18 protein-coding genes are annotated in these 20121 nt (G+C 41.4%); 4 read left to right on the top strand and 14 right to left on the bottom strand.

Going from position 1 to position 20121, the window contains the following annotated elements:
• Positions 1-30: 30 nt before the first annotated feature.
• Positions 31-771 (top strand): phytochelatin synthase family protein, encoded by a 741-nt coding sequence (locus tag AC5JMF_RS00690; protein ID WP_495793793.1) that lies wholly within the window; start codon positions 31-33, stop codon positions 769-771.
• A 71-nt stretch (positions 772-842) separates the two neighbouring features.
• On the opposite strand, the gene AC5JMF_RS00685 is transcribed toward AC5JMF_RS00690, so the two are convergent.
• Positions 843-1397 carry a retropepsin-like aspartic protease family protein gene (locus tag AC5JMF_RS00685; RefSeq protein WP_495793792.1) on the bottom strand — a complete coding sequence of 185 codons (555 nt, stop codon included), beginning with the start codon at positions 1395-1397 and terminating at the stop codon, positions 843-845.
• Between the two features lie 417 nt (positions 1398-1814).
• Here AC5JMF_RS00685 and blaOXA point away from each other — a divergent pair, with 417 nt between their 5' ends.
• The gene (blaOXA, locus tag AC5JMF_RS00680) at positions 1815-2699 is read left to right on the top strand and encodes a class D beta-lactamase (RefSeq protein ID WP_495793791.1); all 885 of its coding nucleotides are present in this window, start codon (positions 1815-1817) and stop codon (positions 2697-2699) included.
• A gap of 79 nt (positions 2700-2778) precedes the next feature.
• Here blaOXA and dhaL read toward each other — a convergent pair whose 3' ends face one another.
• The 9 genes from dhaL to AC5JMF_RS00635 form a co-directional block, all read right to left on the bottom strand.
• Entirely contained in the window at positions 2779-3417 is a 639-nt protein-coding gene (gene dhaL, locus AC5JMF_RS00675; protein ID WP_495793790.1) for a dihydroxyacetone kinase subunit DhaL, read from the bottom strand.
• A gap of 371 nt (positions 3418-3788) precedes the next feature.
• Positions 3789-4862: a dihydroxyacetone kinase subunit DhaK gene (dhaK, locus tag AC5JMF_RS00670; RefSeq protein WP_495793789.1), complete on the bottom strand. Its 1074-nt coding sequence runs from the start codon at positions 4860-4862 to the stop codon at positions 3789-3791.
• Positions 4863-5137: 275 nt separating this feature from the next.
• Complete coding sequence (locus AC5JMF_RS00665; RefSeq protein WP_495793788.1) at positions 5138-5539, bottom strand: fasciclin domain-containing protein; 402 nt, start codon at positions 5537-5539, stop codon at positions 5138-5140.
• A 233-nt stretch (positions 5540-5772) separates the two neighbouring features.
• Entirely contained in the window at positions 5773-6318 is a 546-nt protein-coding gene (locus AC5JMF_RS00660; protein WP_495793787.1) for an HMA2 domain-containing protein, read from the bottom strand.
• A 193-nt stretch (positions 6319-6511) separates the two neighbouring features.
• Positions 6512-6817: a DUF5132 domain-containing protein gene (locus AC5JMF_RS00655; RefSeq protein WP_495793786.1), complete on the bottom strand. Its 306-nt coding sequence runs from the start codon at positions 6815-6817 to the stop codon at positions 6512-6514.
• A gap of 166 nt (positions 6818-6983) precedes the next feature.
• Positions 6984-9251, bottom strand: a complete 2268-nt coding sequence (locus AC5JMF_RS00650; RefSeq protein WP_495793785.1) for a heavy metal translocating P-type ATPase — start codon at positions 9249-9251, stop codon at positions 6984-6986.
• Between the two features lie 356 nt (positions 9252-9607).
• Positions 9608-10708, bottom strand: a complete 1101-nt coding sequence (locus AC5JMF_RS00645) for a hypothetical protein (protein WP_495793784.1) — start codon at positions 10706-10708, stop codon at positions 9608-9610.
• A 93-nt stretch (positions 10709-10801) separates the two neighbouring features.
• A complete protein-coding gene (def, locus tag AC5JMF_RS00640) occupies positions 10802-11335 on the bottom strand; it encodes a peptide deformylase (RefSeq protein WP_495793783.1) in 534 nt (177 codons plus the stop codon).
• Between the two features lie 59 nt (positions 11336-11394).
• Positions 11395-12687 (bottom strand): HhoA/HhoB/HtrA family serine endopeptidase, encoded by a 1293-nt coding sequence (locus AC5JMF_RS00635; protein WP_495793803.1) that lies wholly within the window; start codon positions 12685-12687, stop codon positions 11395-11397.
• Positions 12688-12851: 164 nt separating this feature from the next.
• Here AC5JMF_RS00635 and dnaA point away from each other — a divergent pair, with 164 nt between their 5' ends.
• Positions 12852-14231, top strand: coding sequence for a chromosomal replication initiator protein DnaA (gene dnaA / locus AC5JMF_RS00630; RefSeq protein WP_495793782.1), 1380 nt, complete (start codon positions 12852-12854; stop codon positions 14229-14231).
• Between the two features lie 359 nt (positions 14232-14590).
• Here dnaA and AC5JMF_RS00625 read toward each other — a convergent pair whose 3' ends face one another.
• A complete protein-coding gene (locus tag AC5JMF_RS00625) occupies positions 14591-15598 on the bottom strand; it encodes a serine/threonine protein kinase (RefSeq protein ID WP_495793781.1) in 1008 nt (335 codons plus the stop codon).
• A gap of 210 nt (positions 15599-15808) precedes the next feature.
• Positions 15809-16699 carry an alpha/beta fold hydrolase gene (locus AC5JMF_RS00620; protein WP_495793780.1) on the bottom strand — a complete coding sequence of 297 codons (891 nt, stop codon included), beginning with the start codon at positions 16697-16699 and terminating at the stop codon, positions 15809-15811.
• Positions 16700-16807: 108 nt separating this feature from the next.
• Here AC5JMF_RS00620 and AC5JMF_RS00615 point away from each other — a divergent pair, with 108 nt between their 5' ends.
• Positions 16808-17590, top strand: coding sequence for a Uma2 family endonuclease (locus AC5JMF_RS00615; protein WP_495793779.1), 783 nt, complete (start codon positions 16808-16810; stop codon positions 17588-17590).
• Here the strand turns inward: AC5JMF_RS00615 and AC5JMF_RS00610 are convergent.
• Positions 17587-18192, bottom strand: a complete 606-nt coding sequence (locus tag AC5JMF_RS00610; protein ID WP_495793778.1) for a YdcF family protein — start codon at positions 18190-18192, stop codon at positions 17587-17589. The two genes, AC5JMF_RS00615 and AC5JMF_RS00610, sit on opposite strands and share 4 nt — an antisense overlap.
• Before the next feature lie 211 nt (positions 18193-18403).
• On the bottom strand, positions 18404-20047 hold the full coding sequence (locus AC5JMF_RS00605) for an acetolactate synthase large subunit (RefSeq protein WP_495793777.1): 1644 nt from the start codon (positions 20045-20047) through the stop codon (positions 18404-18406).
• Positions 20048-20121 lie beyond the last annotated feature (74 nt).

The following is a 20121-nucleotide window of genomic DNA, read 5'->3' as shown; positions in this document are numbered from 1 at the left end:
CGAGCCTATTTTAGTGAGGTAGTATCAATTATGAATACTAATTTTCTCAAAGTCCTCAAAACATCCGTTCAAGCTTCTATTGTTGGCTTATGTATTTCTCATGGAAGCGTTTTTTCTCAAACATTAAATCTCTCACCTAACTTGATTGGTTTTAATTCTCCAGCAGGCGAAAAACTCTTAATTGACAGTAAATCAAGAGCAGACTTTTTTCCGTTGAGTATGCAATTTATTACCCAAAATAATCAAGCATATTGCGGTGTTGCTAGTAGCGTCATGGTGCTAAACAGTTTACAGATTCTTGCACCAGAAGCACCACAGTATAAGCCATATAGAGTTTTTACTCAAGAAAATTTTTTCAACAATGAAAACACCAAAAAAGTTATTACTCCTGAAGTTGTTTCTCGTAAAGGCATGACTCTAGAGCAATTAGGAGGGTTGTTAGCAAGTTATGGTGTGCAAGTCAAAGTTTACCACGCTGCCAATACTAATTTAGAACAGTTTCGTCAATTAGCAGCAGAAAATTTAAAGCAATCAGGAAATTTTATTTTAATTAACTATTTACGAAAAGAAATAGGTCAAGAAAGAGGGGGACATATCTCTCCCATCGCAGCATATAATGAACAAACAGATAGATTTTTAATTCTCGATGTTTCCCGTTATAAATATCCGCCAGTTTGGGTAAAAACTGGAGATTTATGGAAAGCAATGTCAACTACTGACTCAGAATCTGGTAAAACACGCGGTTTTATATTTATCAATAAAGGTTCATAGCTTAAAATTTGTATAGTCAAGATTATATATAGCAATCCTATGTTGTTGTTCTAAAGTTATGCCAGGATCGATCAACGGTAATGAAACTCGACCTCTGTTTCTAAAATCTTGATGTCGTATTTGCCAAAGAAATCGTGACCTAATAATCCAAAACCTGCTTTTGGTGCGATCGCAACTTCAATATTATTAGCTGTAATTTCACCCACTGCCAGAGATTTTACCTTGCCAGTAGAAAATTGTACTCGACTACCATCGGCAATTTGGGCTTGCAGTATACCTGTAGTTTTAAGTTTGAGATTACTCGCCATTTCTTGTGTAATTACAGTACTGCTAGCACCTGTATCTAAAACCATCTCGAAGGTTTGTTTGCCATTGAAGGTGACATCAATCAGTGGAGTATTACCAATACGGCGTTTGATGGGAACCCGAAATACTCTACTATCTGAAGATGTTGTGCGGCAAAGTTTTCTCAAGCTGATAGTTCTTCCAGAAGATGTCACCATAAAACATGTTCCTGGGTCTTCAGCTTTTGCCCAATGCGACAATAGGAAAAATCCCAGTATTGGCATCACTGCTATCAGCAATAAGTTACTAATTTTAATCCCAAACTTCCAAGCATATTTCATAAAAGTTTTGGTTATTTTAGTATTAATAAAATATATTTTAAACCGATGTAAATGCCTCTGATGACAAAGGCGTAAAGCTAATAAATGACAACTATATTTTGAAAGTTTTTAATACTTTTTACTATGTATTTGTCTACTTTTTTTAGATAGAATTAACTTTTGATATTTATATTCTATCCGTATTTACTGATAGGTAAAATAAAGATTAAGTAAAGAGACGATGAAACCACGGATGGCAGAATTTAGCAGTAATATTGTGTTCGCTTGAAAACTTATCGTTATGACTGACGCGGGGATGCAGAGAAACTTTAATCACAAGTAATTACTATAACTTGATATAAAATGCGATCGCATCAGAGTTCTAGCCGATAATTCTAGAATTCAATTAAATCTACAAGGAGAATCATCTTGTTTAGCATGTGGCAATTTTTTTGGCGTTACGCACAGCGCAGGACACAATATCTCGTCTTCGCAATCGTTGGATGTCTTGCTTTAGTGAGCATAATTAGCTTTGGGGCAATGCATGTTTTAGCTCAACCTGCAAATACCTCATCTAAACATCCAGCCATACTCGCCCTGAAAGCGCCAAATTTGGGGCGACACTTTCAAGATTTGGGGTTTGAAGGCTCAATCTTGATTTACGACTCCAAAAACAACCGCATCTACGAACACAATTCTCAGCGTAATGCAACTGCGATCGCACCAGGTTCGACATTCAAAATTTTTAACGCTCTAGTGGCTTTAGAAACAGGTATAGTCCCTGATGATGTAGCAGTTCTCACTTGGGACGGGATTCACCGAGAGATTGATGCTTGGAACCATGATACAAACTTGCGTCAAGCCTTTAAAGATTCAACTGTTTGGTTCTACCAAGTCCTAGCACGAAAAGCTGGACATGAGCGAATGCAGCAATTAATTAACAAAGTCGGCTATGGTAATCGTCAAATTGGCACAGTCGCAGAGATTGATCGTTTTTGGTTGCAAGGGCCATTACAAATTACACCCAAACAGCAGATTGAATTTTTGCAACGGTTGTATGCAGGCAATTTACCCTTTTTGCAACGGACAATGAATTTGGTAAAAGATATTATGGTACGTGAACAAACTCCAGACTATGTACTGCGAGGTAAGACAGGATGGTTAACAAGTATCAAACCAAATTTTGGTTGGTTCGTAGGTTATTTAGAACAAAATAAAAACATTTACTTTTTCGCAACAACCATTGATATGCATAAAGCAGAAGATGCACCTGCCCGTATTGAGATTACACGACGCAGCCTAAAAGATCTGGGCTTGCTTTGACTTCTAAGCGCTAGGAGGCAGAGGAGCAGGGGGCAGTAATTAGAGACAACAAATTATTTGTATTAAGTATTTCTTAACCTTATGAAATATGGGGTTCCAGCACTACCAATAAACTCTTTAACATCAAATAAGCAGAAGTTCCCCCTGGATCTTGATGTCCAATACTCCGCTCTCCTAGATAGCTAGCCCGTCCTTTCTTGGCCAACATGGGTATTGTATCTTTCATCGCCGCTTCTGCGATGGCTACTGTTTGCTGCAAGGCTGCAAGCGTACCTTTATCCTCGCTTAAAGCCTGTGCAAAAGCTGCCACAGCAGGGGATAGCACATCTACCATTGTTTTATCGCCCAGTTGTGCTTTACCACGCTGAAGTACGCCGTCTAAGCCAGCCTGGAGTAACTCTAAGGTGTCTTGTGCTGTCAACTCTTGCTTAAGCGTAGCTACGGTGCTAGCTCGTAGAAACCATGTGCCGTACAGTGGCCCACTAGCACCACCGATAGAAGAAATAAGGGTCATGCTCACGGTTTTTAAAATGCTGCCGATATCTTGATCTGCAACGTTCGGTAACTGAGTGATTACCTTTTTAAAACCACGATCCATATTAATACCGTGGTCAGCATCACCGATCGCAGCATCTAATTCTGTCAGATATTCTTTATTTTGCTCTATCTCGGCTGCAAAGGTCTGCAACCATTGTAAAATCTGCGCTTGATTCACCATATTTAGGGAGTAGGGAGTGGCTCTTATGGGTAGGTTTTTTAGATTTCGCGTTTTGGTTGACGCGTTTTGGTTGACGCGGGGACGCGGGGACGCGGAGAAAGATTTTGGAACGAAAAAATAGGTTTTTTCAGACTGAATATGAAAAACCTACCCTTGAAAGGTAGGGAGTGGGGGAAGATGTGGTTCGACTCCGCAGTAGTTGAATCTCGACTTCGCTCGATTACCGCGTAGCCGAAACTCACCAACCGGGGGATAAGGCAGGAGAGTAAATAATTACGAATTACGAATTACGTTAGCGCAGCGGTAGCGAGGTACGAGCGTCAGCGTTAGCGACGCAGGAGCGTCGCGTCATTACGAATTACGAATTATTCTCAAATTCCCCAGCGCCAACTTGGCGTTTTAACTGGTGCATCCCACAACCGGATGAGTTCATCGTCCAACTTGAGTAAGGTAATTGAGCAACCTTGCATTTCCAAAGATGTGATGTAAGGCCCAATCAAGTTCCGCACGATTTGCAGCCCTTGCTGTTCGCAGATTTGCGATAGTTTGCGATAAACAAGATACACCTCAGCAAGCGGAGTTCCACCCATACTATTGACAAAAGCTAATATGCGATCGCCTTTTTGCAATGGTGGGTCTATCAATTCTACATCTATCCATTCTCCTTGATTTTCATCCCACTCGCGGACTGTACGCCTGTAGGATACATCCTCAATGATTGAGTGCGTCAAAATTTCTGTAATTTCATCTACTAGTTTTATATATGTGCGTTCTCTGCCTGGTTCCCCGTGAATACCGATGCCCAATTCAATTTCGCGATCGCTTAATTCAAATGTTGGTGTACCTTTAGCTGGTACTGTACAAGAAGTGAGAGCAATTCCCATGCTCCGCCCGTGCAAATTTACCCGACGACACAATTCTGCAACTTGTGATAAATCATACCCTTGTTCTGCGGCTGCACCACAAATTTTTTCCGCTAGAACCGTCGTTCCTACACCCCGACGACCTTGGGTATAGAGGCTGTCTTTGACTGCAATATCGTCATCAATCAAGATATTCAGTACTCGGATGCCTTCACTACGGGCTAATTCGGTTGCCATCTCAAAGTTCATGACATCGCCGCTGTAATTTTTGACGATATAAAGGATACCTGCACCACCATCAACTTGCTTGGCTGCTGCTAGCATTTGGTCAGGGGTAGGTGAAGTAAAAACCTCTCCAGGACAAGCTGCATCTAACATTCCGTGACCAACGAAGCCCGCGTGCATTGGCTCGTGACCACTGCCACCACCAGAAATAATTGCTACTTTCCCTGGGATAAGTGGAGTGGCTCGATAGACGAAAGTAGGGTCATAGTTGACTTTAATTAAATCGGCATGAGCTGCCGCCATACCTTGCAGACTCTCCCGCACAAAGTCTTCTGGCTTGTTGATCAGCTTTTTCATGGTTTGGTGTTAGAGGGGTCTACAAATACGATATAGGAATTTGCAACGCAGAGGAGCGCGGAGGTACGCAGAGTTGTTAATAAGCTACTGCTTTGCCTGCGGGTTTACGACTATCGTTAGTACCGTGGAGTAGTTTGGTGTTTGAGTCTACAGCAGTCCTAAATCATTCATTAAAAATGGAGTGACTCTGTGTTTTTGCATCAAAAAATTTGTAGAATAGCAATTACTAATAATTGCTATTCTACAAATTATAAATCAGCTATTTGAGTATTTGCTTATGCAGGAATCAACACTGTGTCAATAACATGAATAACACCGTTATCAGTAGCAACATCTGGTGTGGTAACGGTAGCATCATTAATTTTTACACCATTAGATGCATCGATTTTTACGTCAGTGCCTTCAACAGTGGTAGCTGACTTTAGCTTCACCACATCTTTTGATAGTACTTTACCTGAAACAACATGATAGGTCAGGATTTTGGTGAGTTGTGGAATATCGTTAAGCAGTGCGTCTACTGTACCTTTTGGTAGCTTCGCAAATGCTTCGTCAGTAGGTGCAAAAACTGTAAATGGGCCAGCACCCTTGAGTGTATCTACTAAATTAGCAGCTTTAACTGCTGCTACTAGAGTGTTAAATGAACCAGCATTTACAGCGGTATCAACGATGTCAGCCATATGTCTTGGAGGTTTTTGTATATTTCACTACAAAGTTAAACCTATTTCACATAAATAGTATCTACCTTTAGACAGGTTAGATTGTTTTTATTGAATAGAAAATCTAATTAACAAATTTAACCTTACCTTATTTTTTTATTTACCAAACGATAAGTATTTATGTATAATACTCAAAATAAATATAACTATTTAATTACATAAGCGTTACATATAGCATTTGTTTAAAACGATGATTATAAATGATCCTCGTTTGCCTGTGGTGAATAAATGCCATTGACGTTTAGTTTAATAAAGCTATCAAAGGCATACCATGCCAACACATACCAAGGAATAACCTCAAATTGCAAACCCCTAATTGCTAGTTGCCGAACAGCCAGGATACTTAATCCCATAGGAAAAAGAAAGCGCAAATCAACTACACTATTAGTGGCTTGTTTGACTTGTCTATTCAAATCAATAACTGCATTCGATAAACTCGCAGCAGCTTCGGTATTACCCACAGTAATATCGGTAAAAATAATTCCTAAATCTTGTAGAGCGGTTAGTAAATTTTTTAAATTGCTGCTTTTACTATCATAATTAATCACAATACTACCATGGTCGATATTAGTACGTACCTGATTGATATGTGGTTGCGCTTCTAAAAGGTTAACAATGTGTTGTATTTTTTTGCTTTGACGATCAGGTCGAGCAATTCTTAACCGTAGTCTACCTGGAGTGTCACTGACAATTTTTGTAGATATGGAATTGTCAAGTTTGCTGAAGTTTGTTTGCTTCATATTTTTGACGCTCCTATTAAGACTACTATTATTATTTTTCAATATATCTATTCTCTCAATCATATTTTTTAAAGCTATTTATCAACAAAATATAGGACTCATATTTGATTTGGTCTAGATTAGATACCCGACTTCGTCAAGAAGTCAGGTATCTAGTAACCTAGCAACTATGCAACTATCTAACTGCTTGTCTCTATGCACCGTTATCTGTTGAAGTATCAACAGGAGTGCTAGCAGCTTCAAATGCAGGGTGCTTATCTTCAGCTATTTCGGCTCTGGCTTCAGCTACCATATCTTCCCAGGTTTCGCCAAGTTCGGCAAAGGCTCCTTTGCTTTTTTCATAGGCGACAAGTCCACCTTTGATGATTGTCTTGGCGATGGGTTTACCAATTCCAGCCACAATGGGAAGTACAATAGGAGCTAGCAGAACTGCTCCAATACCGGCTACAATTCCGACTGGGCCGGCATCTTCAACGAAATCGGTGATTTTAGGTGCCATGAGTTAAATTACCTCCGTAAATTGGAACATGGGAAAGCTTTCAAAGGTACTCTACAAAAAATGACTAGCTCATCTTACTGATGGTAGAGTTTTAGAACAGGGAACAGGGAATAGGGTGAAATTCTTTTGTTATGTGACTTTGTTCTTCTAAAAATTTGTACTTTATTTACCTGCGATTTGCTGTATTTAGCGAAGGTTTCAGGATTGGACGCAACCCATTTACGCCTGCAACTACTGTTGAACCATTGTTGACTACTGTTGCTGCTAGGGGATTTAGACCAAACAAAACTGCGATCGCCATTGCTGCTAAATTAGGAATAGCAACAAGACCTGTGTTTTGATGAATCAATTGCTTGGCTTTGCGAGCAATCTCAATCGCCTCTAGTAAACCATACAAGTCATTCTGCATTAACACTACGTCTGCTGTTTCGCGGGCAATGTCGGAACCGTTGGCAAAGGACACGGAAACATCAGCGTATGCTAAAGCAGGCGAATCATTAATTCCATCGCCTACAAACGCAACTGTTTTACCTTGTTCGTGCAGTTCGCGAACAATCGCTGCTTTTTGTTCTGGAAAGGCTTCGGCGTGTGTGTGGGCTGGAGCAATACCTAGTTCAGCGGCAACAGTGTTGGCTGTTCGCTTGTTGTCTCCTGTGAGCATGTGGACTTCCACACCCTCAACCGCCAATAACTCGTTAATTACATGCCGACTTTCTGGACGAAGAATGTCTCTATATTTTATTTTACCTTGAAGTTGACCGTTGCTAGCTACATAAATCACTGAAGTTGCCCGTTGATGACGCCCGTTGAGTAGTTGCATATCAATGCCTTGCTGACGCAAAAAGCGATCGCTACCCACATATACAGTCTCACCATCAATTTCTGCTTGCACACCTAAACCCAGTTGATAGTTCCACTTACCACGAGTTGGAATAACTACTTGTTGTGCTTCGGCGTAACGAATTATTGCCTCAGCGACTGGGTGTGTTAAACGCTGTTCTGCAGCGGCTGCTAGTTCCAGTACTCGCAAGTCTGATGTTGCAGGATTGAGACTCTCGGCAGCAACAACTGTCACTTCTCCTTTAGTAAGTGTGCCTGTCTTATCAAACACAACTGTGTTAACTGCTGCTAGTTGTTCTAATGCCCGTCCACTACGGATGAGAATACCGTGTTTGGCTGCATAAGTAAGTGCCGCCAAAACTGTTGTCGGAATAGATACGCGAATACCTGTACATAAATCCAAGGTAAGGACACTAGCGGCTCGTGCTGGGTTGCGAGTTATGGCAAATACTGTACCTCCAAGTAGCAAAGTTGGTACTACAGCTGTTTCGGCAATTTTTGTGGCATAGTTCTCCATCCGGGTATCGTGGACAGGAGCTTCTTGCATTAACCTAATACTTTGTCCAGCACGAGTATCATTACCGACTCGTTCCGCCAAAATATAAATTCGTCCCTCACGCACCAAAGTTGAGGCAAAAACAGCTTGTCCTTTGCTTTTCAGCACTGGCATAGCTTCGCCAGTTAGTTTCTGTTCATCCAGCAGCGCTTTCCCCCGCATGATATTGCCATCAACTGGAACCTGTTCGCCAGGATAAACAATAACTGTATCACCGCGCTGTACTTCTTGAATGGCAATTTGTTGTTTGATGCCATCACGCTCAACCCAAACAAATTGTCCCAAGGAATTGAGTAAATCTAGAGTCTGCAATTTTGAAGAACGAGCGGTGCGATCGCGGATATTCTCGCCAATTTCAATTAAACTCAGCATCAGCGATGGCGTGAGAAAATGACCCTGGGCGGTAGTAATTACGATCGCCATCAGATCCAAAAAATCAATATTTAGCTTGCGCTGCGTTGTGATTCCCTCTAGCGCTCTTTGGAAGACGGGTAATGTCGCCAAGGCAATAGTTCCCGCCACCATTACAGGCGGAACGGAAAACCCTAATGGCCCTCCCAAGACAGCTAAACCAGTAGCCACAGCGGCAAGTTGCATCCCCGGCCAAAATGTATCTGTGTCCGTTGTTGGTGGCGATACCGATGAATTTTGAGCAGGGATGAGAACGTTTGCTACCTCATGGGCTGCTAAAAGTAGACGGATTAAATGCGATCGCATCTGTGTATCTGCAATTGCACTAGAGTTATAGGTAACTACTAGCGATGCAGCTGCAGATTTGAGCCGAACACTCGTGACGATGGGATCAGATTGGAGTAATGCTTGCAATCGGTTTGCATAGTCGGGATCAGAGCGTAACCGAGGCACACGCAACCGCACTCTTCCTTGAATTGCATGGACAACTTTGTAAGTAACTTTGGCTGTTTGTTTACTTAAGTATCCGTTGCTATTAGCTAGAGTAACTATGCCGTTCTGTTTTTTTACAGAATCTTGAGCAGATGCAATTGGGGATGGTGCTATTTGAGTACTGACTTTTGCCATTCTTTCTCTCTACATAAAGGGTTGTTACATTTGGTTTTTATTAATGGTTGGGGGTGGGCTTTGACTCCCTTCGGCTACGCTCAGGGCAAGTCGCTCAGCCCACGGGAGACTTAGCTAATCGCAAAATTATTGGTGTTTGCTAGAACTGCGGTTACATCACTACTAACAGATTGAATCAGAGACAAGTTGAGGCTCTGAGTTTGTATTTGGTTGTGGAATCGCCACTTCTGGGGTAACTCTATAGATTACCTTTGAAGGCTGCGTGCTGCGAGCGCTAGATTTATAAATTAGACACGATTCCTGCAAAATAGAACCTTCCATATATTTCCCTCCATGTTCTTCATTTTTGGAACCGTCTATAGAGGAAAGTTCGCCATGTAGGCTAAGGAATAAGACAAGGCCGAAGGCTTCATCTCAGCCCAGACGTGGGATGACGAGGATGAGAGGAAGTAGTTAACTAACTCTTGTTGCTGTTTTTGCTCCTTTATCTCTTCTTGCTCCCTCATCTCCCTCATCTCCCTCATCTCCCCTTGCTCCTCGACAGCAGGATTGATTTGCAACGCCAACTCCATAAGATTTACCCAATGGGAGATGCTCACCTCATGAGGATGATAGGCGATCGTGATCGATGCGGCATCATCATTCACACGTACACTAGTAACCTGGGGATCGGCTTTAATTAATCTCTCTAATCTTCGTGCATAAGCACGGTGTTGAGCGATTTGAGGTACATGAAAGCGCACTCGTCCAGGGAGGGTGTGAACAATGCTGTAGGTAACAGAAGTGGGAAGATTTGGAGATTGTTGTGGTGTTATCGTCTGTTGCTTCTGGTTTTCTTTGTTTTCTGAGTCTTCAGATGTGAGGATTTGCGATCGCGCAAAATCAATTATCCGCCGAGTTGTACCAGAAGTAATCATATAAACTGGGATCGCTGCCAAACCATTGATTCCCAATCCTCCTGTCACTGCTAATCCTGTCATCAAGGGGATAAAAGAAATAGACTGTTCTTTCCAAAAATCAAGGGATTTCCATGCAGCGAAAGGATCTGTTTTGCTGGTTGATTGCGCTGAAGTTTCCAGTGGGTGAATGCCCAATTGTTGCAGTAGTTCTATCACCTGCGGCAATGATACGCGATTTTCATCGAAGGTGACTATTATACTACCAGTTTGCTGATTAGTAGAAACTTCTTTTATCCCATGTTGTTGCCTTAAATATTGGGATATACTTTCCAATCTAGAATTCAAAGCACCTTCGCTCACACGAACTCGCACACGCTTTCTGGTGGCGTGAACTATTTGTAATCCCTCTGAAGGTAGTTGCACTTGTAACTGTGCAACCGTTGTGCTTGCATTTTTATTCAGTTTTACTTCATCGCTTTGGCGCTGAGTAAGGGTTAAGTCAGGAGACATATTTAGCTGCGGACTTAACCCATTGCGACTGCTGGTAGTATTGGTCATTTAACCGATCACTAAACCAAGGCAAAGGTTAACAATAGGTTAAATATAACTTAGGTATCAGTGTTGAATCTCATTCTTCGGAATTATTTTGGGTTAAGTGTTGTTAACTACTCGTTGTTGGTATTCCTGCTCGGTAATCATGTCGAGGTTGCTTTCTAGGCGGTCAACGAATACAATACCGTCGAGATGGTCGTACTCGTGTTGAAATATACGAGCCACAAAATCCGTTAATTCTCGCTTTTGTAGCTGACCAAGATGATCAGTATATTCCACTTCAATTGCTTGGTGCCTGGGAACTGACCCCCTAATTCCTGGAACACTCAAACAGCCTTCCCAGCCTTTCACAACCTCAGTTGAACGAGCAATGATTTTGGGATTGATCATGGCAGTAGGTTCCATTTCTGGTGCATTGGGATACCTGGGATTAGGACGGGAAGCCACTATAAATAAACGATAAGAAGCGGCTACTTGAGGTGCTGCAATGCCCACACCGTTAGCTGTACCAACAGTGGCAATTAAATCTACTATTAATTTTTGAATGCACACATCTTGAATATTGTCAACTAAAGCAGCTTTTTGGCGCAATATGGGATTGCCTAATTGAATGATTTGTGATGATTCATTCATATTTTTGGGGAGTGGGGAGTGGGAAGTAGGGAATGGGGAATTGGGAATTGCAAATGACATTAACCTTGACGTTGCACTGGTAAGGCAGCGGGTTTTACTGCTACTTGTGCGGTTTGTCCATTGCGTTCTATTTGTATTTGTAGAGTGCTGCCGATTTTGCTATTTTCTACTAGCCTTTGCACGTCTTCAATTTTAGTAACAGGCTGGTTATTAATTCTTGTAATGACATCGCCAGCTCTGAGTCCTCCGATAGATGCAGGCGATCGCGCTACAACATCAAATAGAAAAACGCCTTTATCTGATTGTATGTTTAAGCGATCGCCACTACTACTAATGATTTTTTCTTTCACTTCTGGTGTTAATGTCACCATTTGAATACCTAAATAAGGATGATCAACTTTGCCTTTAGCAATTAATTCTTTGGAGATTCTTTGCACTGTGTTAATGGGGATCGCAAATCCCAAACCTTGAGCGCCTCGAATAATCGCTGTGTTCATCCCTATCACTTGACCACGCGCATTCAGTAGTGGCCCCCCAGAGTTACCAGGGTTAATTGCTGCATCTGTTTGAATATAGTCAACTCGTTTGTCAGTAGCACCAATATCGCTACTAGAGCGACCTGTAGCACTAATAATCCCAGAAGTGACGGTGTTATTCAACCCCAAAGGATTACCGATGGCAATTACTGCTTCTCCTGGTTGCAAAGCATCAGAATTGCCTATAGGTAATATTTTCAGTTGATTTTGCTCCTTAAGCTTACTGGTATCAATTTTAATTACAGCCACGTCAGTTACTGGGTCTTCACCCATGACTTTGCCGTCAACAGTTTCACCACCTTTAAGTGTGACTGTAACTTTATCCGCACCATCTACTACGTGAGAATTGGTCAAAATTTCACCTGAAGCACTGATGATAAATCCAGAGCCGCTACCCCTTTCTACTCGTTGTCTTGGCTGTGATTGCAATCTATCTCTAAAAAACGGTCGGAAGACTGGGCCGTCAAATTCATCTGGGACTTGAGAGGTTATGGTTCTAGAAGCATCAATGCGAACTACCGCTTCCCCCACATTTTGTACAACCTTAACCACATAATTAGGATCTCCAGTGGTTGAAATAATTGCTGGGGGAGCAATTACCGGATTAGGAGTGCTGGTATTTTGCACTTGAGTTTGAGATTGATTATCACTTTGCCCATTCTCCGTTGTCCTAGCAGAAATCAGAGAACAACCTCCCAAGAATATCGCTGTTACTCCAGACATGAGCATCAATAAAGTTTTGTTTTTTCTCCACCTCTGAGGTAAATCCCTATTATTTATACTTGTGGGTGCTAAATTATAGTCTTTTGTCTTCATGTGTCTTTGTTTCTCCGTGCGAGTCATCGGTGATAGGATATTGCCTACTGGGTATTTCCCTGATTACAACTTAAAAGCTGGTTCCAGATCTAGCGCGTCTGAATGCTAGATTGGTGCTTGCTCATATCTTCTATTGTGACGATTAGCAGCAAAGGTGGTAAATTATGGAAACTCCCATAGAAACTTTGTGGAGTCAAGTCCTAGAACGCTTACAAATAGAACTATCTCGACCCACCTTTGAAACTTGGATCAAGACTGCTAGTGCAGAGCGATTGGAAAATAATTGCTTGGTGATACGCACTCCTAACCCGTTTGCTCGCAATTGGCTACAGAAATATTACATCAACACAATTGCTCATGTGGTGCAAGATGTTTTAGGTCATTCTGTGGAGATTTACTTTACTGTTGCTCAGGGTGATGAATCTCATCTAGCTGAGCAAGAAGTTACTTGGGAATTACCAGTCCCAAGCAATGTTTCTGAAACTATGACAAAAAATAACCAAAAAACCGCTGACTTAAATTCTAAGTATGTATTTTCTAGATTTGTAGTTGGTGCTAACAACCGTATGGCTCATGCTGCTTCTTTGGCGGTTGCTGAATCTCCTGGCAGAGAGTTTAATCCTTTATTTTTGTGCGGTGGGGTAGGTTTGGGTAAGACTCACCTGATGCAAGCCATTGGTCATTATCGCTGCGAAATTTCTCCTGATTGTAAAATATTTTACGTTTCTACTGAACAGTTTACTAATGATTTAATTACAGCCATTCGCCAAGATAGTATGCAAAGTTTTCGCGAGCATTATCGAGCTGCTGATGTTTTGTTAGTAGATGATATTCAGTTTATTGAGGGCAAAGAGTACACGCAAGAAGAATTTTTTCATACTTTTAATACTTTACATGAAGCGGGTAAACAAGTCGTTATTGCTTCTGACCGCCCTCCTAATCAAATTCCTAGTTTGCAAGAACGTCTTTGTTCGCGGTTTTCTATGGGGTTGATTGCAGATATTCAACCACCAGATTTAGAGACAAGAATGGCTATTTTACAGAAGAAAGCTGAGTATGAAAATATTCGGCTTTCTAGAGAGGTGATTGAGTATATTGCTGCTAACTATACTTCTAATATTCGAGAGTTGGAAGGTGCATTAATTCGGGCACTGGCTTACATTTCTATTTGGGGTTTACCGATGAATGTAGAAAATATTGCGCCAGTTTTAGAACCACCAACTGAGAAGATAGAAGCTACCCCAGAGGCAATTTTAACAGTTGTTGCAAATGCTTTTGGTGTTTCTACAGAAGACCTCAAAAGCAACTCCCGCCGCCGAGAAATTAGCTGGGCGCGTCAAATAGGCATGTATTTAATGCGGCAACATACACTTTTGAGTTTGCCGAGAATTGGTGAGGAATTTGGTGGTAAAGACCATACGACAGTAATTTATAGTTGTGACAAAATTACTCAACTTTTACAAAGCGATCGCGCTCTAGCACAAACACTACGTCAACTAGGCGATCGGATCAATATGACTAGCCGTTCCCACAAATCATCATGATAGGGAACAGGGAAGGGCGAAAGAAATACTCCTTTTGTTTCTTCACTATCACCTATCACCTGTATTCTTGAGAGTATTAAGCAAAGTATAAAAACTCATTAAATTTTACTTTTGCTGTGGAAAAGTCTGTGGAAAACTTGATTTTCTGTGGTAAAAACCTAGATTAGGTATAATTACCTTGTGGAAAAATACCCTAGTTTTTCCACAAGTTTTCCACAGGGGGTTATCTACTGAATTACCTATTAAGCAGACTTAAAGTAAGTTTTCCACAATTTCCACAATTGTTGTGATGGGGAGTAGAAGAGGGGGAATTACAAACTTTTGACTCTTGACCAATGACAAATAACTAATGACAAACTTTAACAATCATCACTTTGACATTGTTTCATTTCCAGTAATTGTCTGACAGCGCTACCAGGTTGTTCAATTATTAAAGTTGCTCCCACGGCAGTTAGCGTGGCAATGGTAACTAAACTCAGCAGAGTAATGATTTTTCTATGTTTAACAGCAGCAACTAAATGATCTATTCCATTACCAGCACCAATAACTGGAATCGGTCTTAGCGCTTGAAAAGCAGTCGCTGCATTAGCATAGCGATGTTTCCGGTTACGTTCTACCATTTTCATCAACCATGATCGAAAATGCGGATTGATTTGGGGAACTAATTTCGGAAAATGAAAGCGGTACTTATCATCAATTAATTTACTGATATCCGCAGAACGAATACCTGTTAGTAAGCAAATCAGTGTTGCCCCTAAACTATACAAGTCTGATGCTTCGGTGAGGGCATATCCCAACTGTTCCTCCGGTGGCATAAAACCTGGAGTTCCTACCACAAAACTACTAAGGGTTATTTTCTCGTTCCGCATCCGCGCTAAGCCAAAATCTACTAAGTATGCATTCAGTTGCTCATCAACTAAAATATTCTCTGGTTTAATATCTCTATGGATAATTGGCGTCACTTGCCGTTGTAAATAAACTAAAATTTCTAAGATTGACAAAGCAATTTGCTTGATTTCTTCAGGTTGAAAGCTGCGTTTTGCTCCTAAAGATGGGGCATTTTTATACTCTTGCACTAAATAAAAAACCCCTGACTTTTCAAAAGAATCTAGATATCGGGGAATGCGGGGATGATTTAGCTGTCGCATGATAGCAATTTCGCGTTCATAAGCCTTCATTCCCGACCAGTCAGTAATTGCACTGGCAAACCGGAACTCTTTAATCACCACTAGGCGATCGCATCCTATAATCTTAGCCAAGTAAGTGATACGTCCGCCTTGCTGGTTGCGTCCCAGTTCCCTGATAGCTTGATATCCTAGTGCAGAAAAATCCGGCTGCTGATATTCATTATTTAGATCAAGCTCCATCCTGCTACCACATAAATTTGATTTAGTCAAGTACAAGTAAACTAAATATTTAAAGAGATTGGGAATTGGCTTATCCTGTCAAAGACGCTCTTGCTAGCAAGATCCCGCAGCTCAGCCCACGGGGAATTGGGCATGGGGAACTCGGGGCCCCCGCTCCCGAAGCAAGGATTAGGGGTAATGGGGAATGGAGTATTAATTACGAATTACGAATTACGAATTATTTAACCAACCAACAATCTGGTCATTTACAATATCTGGAACTTCGTCATGGGGACAATGACCGGCGTTAGGAATGGGAATAACTTTGATTTGTTTGCCATTCTCATGGGCGTCTTGGTAAATCTTTGCCCCGGTGATTGGTGTCCAAGGATCATTAGCACCCCAAAGTACTAATAGAGGGCGTTCTACTTTGGGCAATAATTCCGCTGGACTGGGGCCTGGTGGTGCTGTGAGAATTGACGCGAAAACTTTTTGCGCTCCTGGATCGCAAGAGGGAGTATAGAGTAAATCAACTAGTTCATCGGTGACAGCTTCGCGGTTATGGTAAACCTGGTAGAGGGTGCGGCGAATTTGTGATTTTTGGCGGATGCGGTTAAAAACGAATTTACCTGTGAGCTGCGATCGCACAATTCTATTAAAAGCTGCCATGACAATCCGTATTGGTGGATGCAATTCGTGAGGACGATGGCTTAAACCACCCGCACAGTTGATTAAAATACCGCCAGCAGCGATTTCTGGATGTTTTACTAATACAATCAAACCTAAAAGGGCACCAATCGAGTTACCAATAAATACAGCGGGTTCTTGAATATGTGTCATCCAAAAATCTTTGAGTAGTTCTACCCACACTTCCACACTGTAGTTGATTGGCGGTTTATCAGAACTACCAAAACCCAGAAGATCCAAAGCATAAACTCGGTAGCCTGCATTTGCCAAAGCCGGGATATTTTTGCGCCAGTGTCCAATAGAAGCACCAAAGCCATGAACCAGTACTAAAGGGCGTCCTGTACCCATAACGGTATACTGAATTTTGTAGTCTTGCCAAGTCCAAAAGAGTTTTTCCAATGGGGCTGTAGATAGCTGCTGGGTAGTTAAACTCATTATTAAGATTCCTAAAGTATTTTTTTATAGTAATATTTCTGAGTGAAAACTATCCTGAACAAAATGCTATTTTAAGGTTAGTTCCATTTGAGTTGAGGTCTTTGCTCGATGACCCTTTCACCCAACCAACTCAAGACCGAGATTATCTACCCCGACTCAGACGGTAAACCGATGGCGGAAAGCGACCCAGCGCGAGATTATTTAATTTATGGTGTAGAAACTCTAGATATTTATTTTCAAGACCGAGATGATGTTTATGTGTCTGGGAACCTTTTTATTTATTACAAAAAAGGCATTCCTAGTGCTGTGGTAGCTCCTGATGTCTTTGTTATATTTGGGGTAGAAAAGAAGAAGCGCCTCAGTTATAAAGTTTGGCAAGAAGGAAATAAAGTTCCTAGTTTTGTTTTAGAAGTAACTTCTTTAACTACCCAAGAAAACGATGAAGAAGAGAAACCCCAAAAATATGCTCTTTTAGGTGTGCAAGAATACTTTCAATATGATCCAATAGGAGATTATCTCAACCCACGATTGAAGGGTTCAAGTTTAGTCGAAGGTAGATATCAACCTATTGCACCCAACTCTCTATCTGAAAGTATCTCTATTCACAGTGAAGTATTAGGTTTAGATATCAGACTTGTTGAGGGAGAATTGCGTTTCTTTGAACCTCAAACAGGGAAAAAACTCTTGAGTCATAAAGAAACAGAACAAGCACGACAACAAGCAGAACAAGCACGACAACAAGCAGAACAAGCACGACAACAAGCAGAACAAGCGCGATGTGATGCAATACCTCGATTATTGGAGTTGGGGTTGAGTTTAGAGCAAATTGCGATCGCACTTAGCTTATCTGTGGATGAAGTTAAACGCTTTAGTAATTTGTCAGTTGATTAAATTTTAAATATTAAGTAAACAAAATAAAAATAGGTTTCTCGCATCAAAAACTCCATTTGACTTAAGAAACTGCGATAGCGGGTTGTAGGTGTAGGGGATGGATATGCATCCATTCCTAAGTTTCGCGCCATCAAAACAGCTCGCTTCATGTGCAACGGATCGCTAACAATGAGAAACTTAGTTAATCGGTGAACAGATGCCACTTGTAGAGCATTTTTGAGGTTTTGGTAAGTTGTTCGAGATTGAGTTTCTATGAGAATATTATCTGCTTTGACTCGTTGAGCAATCGCATAATCTTTACCAACTGTAGCCTCAGCAAGTTCATGACTTTCGCCAACTCCACCAGTAAAAATAATCGTACTAACATCGCCACTTTTGTACAGATTAATGGCATGGTTAATACGTTCTCTAAAAACCGGAGATGGTTCCTTTCCCCAAACCGCAGCTCCTAAAACAATAGCTGCTTCTGCCTTAATATGATTAATACTATTGCCATATGAATATATACTGAAGGCTGTAGATGCGATCGCTAGCATCAGCGCAGATATCAAAGCCAGTGAAATCAAGAACAGCCATTTTTTGAGAATTTTGTAATTAAGCATAATGGGGAGTGGCGTTAGGGAGTAGGGAGTAGGGAATTGGAAATTGTCATTGGCTATTCTCCGCGTCCCCCTACCCTTCGGGAACGCTTTCAGCGAACGGGTTCGCAGTTGCCTGCGGAGGGAAACCCTCCTTTACTCGCTGTCTCACCGCGTAAGCGCGTCCCCACGTCCCCGCGTCTCCCTCATCCCCCACTCCCCACTCCCTACTCAACTAAACAGAACAAGTCAACTCGCCGGCTTGCTGAGTAAAACGACGATTTTCTCGATAATCCACGGGACAATCTATCACAGCTGGCACATCTTGAGCGAGGGCTTCTTTTAGCACAGGTATTAAATCAAGGGCTGATTCAACTCGATAGCCTTTTAAGCCCATGCTTTCGGCTAATTTGACAAAATCGGGATTGCCAAAATGCACAAAAGATGAATTTCCTTTACCAAATTGATTTTCTTGTTTCCACTCAATTAATCCATAGCCACCATCATTAAAAATTAAAGTGACAAAAGGTGTACCAACACGCAAAGCAGTTTCTAATTCTTGGCAATTCATCATAAAACCGCCATCGCCAGTTGCGGCTACAACTTTGCGGTTGGGGTAAACAAGTTTGGCAGCTAATGCACCAGGAATAGCAATACCCATGGCTGCAAAACCATTAGAAATAATGCAGGTATTGGGGCTATGACAGTGATAATGACGAGCAATCCACATCTTGTGTGCGCCGACATCAGAGATCACAATATCATCAGGGCCCATCACTTGCCGCAAGTCATAAATTAATTTTTGTGGCTTAATGGGAAACCCATCGTCGTTAGCATACTGTTCGTAATCAGCACGAATATTTGAACGTAAACTGATAGCAAAAGGATTAGGTTTACCTTGTCGATCTGCCAATTTTAATATTTCATCTAGAGAATCAGAAATATCTCCGACGACTTCCGCACAAGGAATATAACTACTATCAACTTCTGCTGGATTTACCGCAATATGCACAACCTTAATTTTGCCATCAGGATTCCATTTTTTTGGTGAAAACTCAATTAAATCATAACCAATAGCAATGACTAAATCTGTGTTGTCAAATCCACAGGTAATAAAATCTCGTTGCTGTAATCCCACCGACCACAAAGCTAATTGATGAGTGTAGGGAATGACACCTTTACCCATAAAAGTGTTAGCTACAGGAATATTCAATTGCGTAGCAAATTGCGTCACAGCATTACTTGCTTGAGCGCGAATTGCCCCATTTCCTACTAAAATTAATGGGTTAACTGCTTGAGAAATTGCTGCTGCTGCTGCTCGAATACTAGCAAAAGAAGCATAGGTTTTTTCGATATTATCCTTATGCAATGGTTTGCCTTCTGCGGGCATAGCAGCAATATTTTCTGGTAAATCAATATGGACTGCACCGGGTTTTTCAGTTTGCGATCGCTTAAAGGCTTTCCGCACCACTTCTGGTGTAATACTCGGTCGCACAATTTGCTTATTCCATTTAGTTACAGGTGCAAACATTGCCACCAAATCTAAATATTGATGAGATTCGATATGCATTCTATCTGTTCCCACCTGTCCGGTAATTGCCACCAAAGGCGCACCATCAAGGTTAGCATCTGCTACCCCAGTCATCAAATTTGTAGCACCAGGGCCCAAAGTAGAAAGACAGACTCCAGCTTTCCCTGTCAAACGTCCATAGACATCTGCCATGAATGCTGCACCCTGTTCGTGACGGGTAGTAATAAATTTAATTGAAGAATGTTTTAAAGCTTCTAAAACATGTAGATTTTCTTCACCAGGAAGTCCAAAAACATATTGCACTCCTTCATTTTCTAAACACTGTACTAATAATTCTGCTGTATTCATTATCATTTCCTCAATAACAACCTTTAGTGGGGAGTGGAGAGTGGGGAGTAATGAAATAAATTCCATTACCCCTC

The sequence above is a fragment of the Desmonostoc vinosum genome, from assembly GCF_059505385.1.
This window is presented reverse-complemented; position numbering and strand designations above follow the sequence as displayed.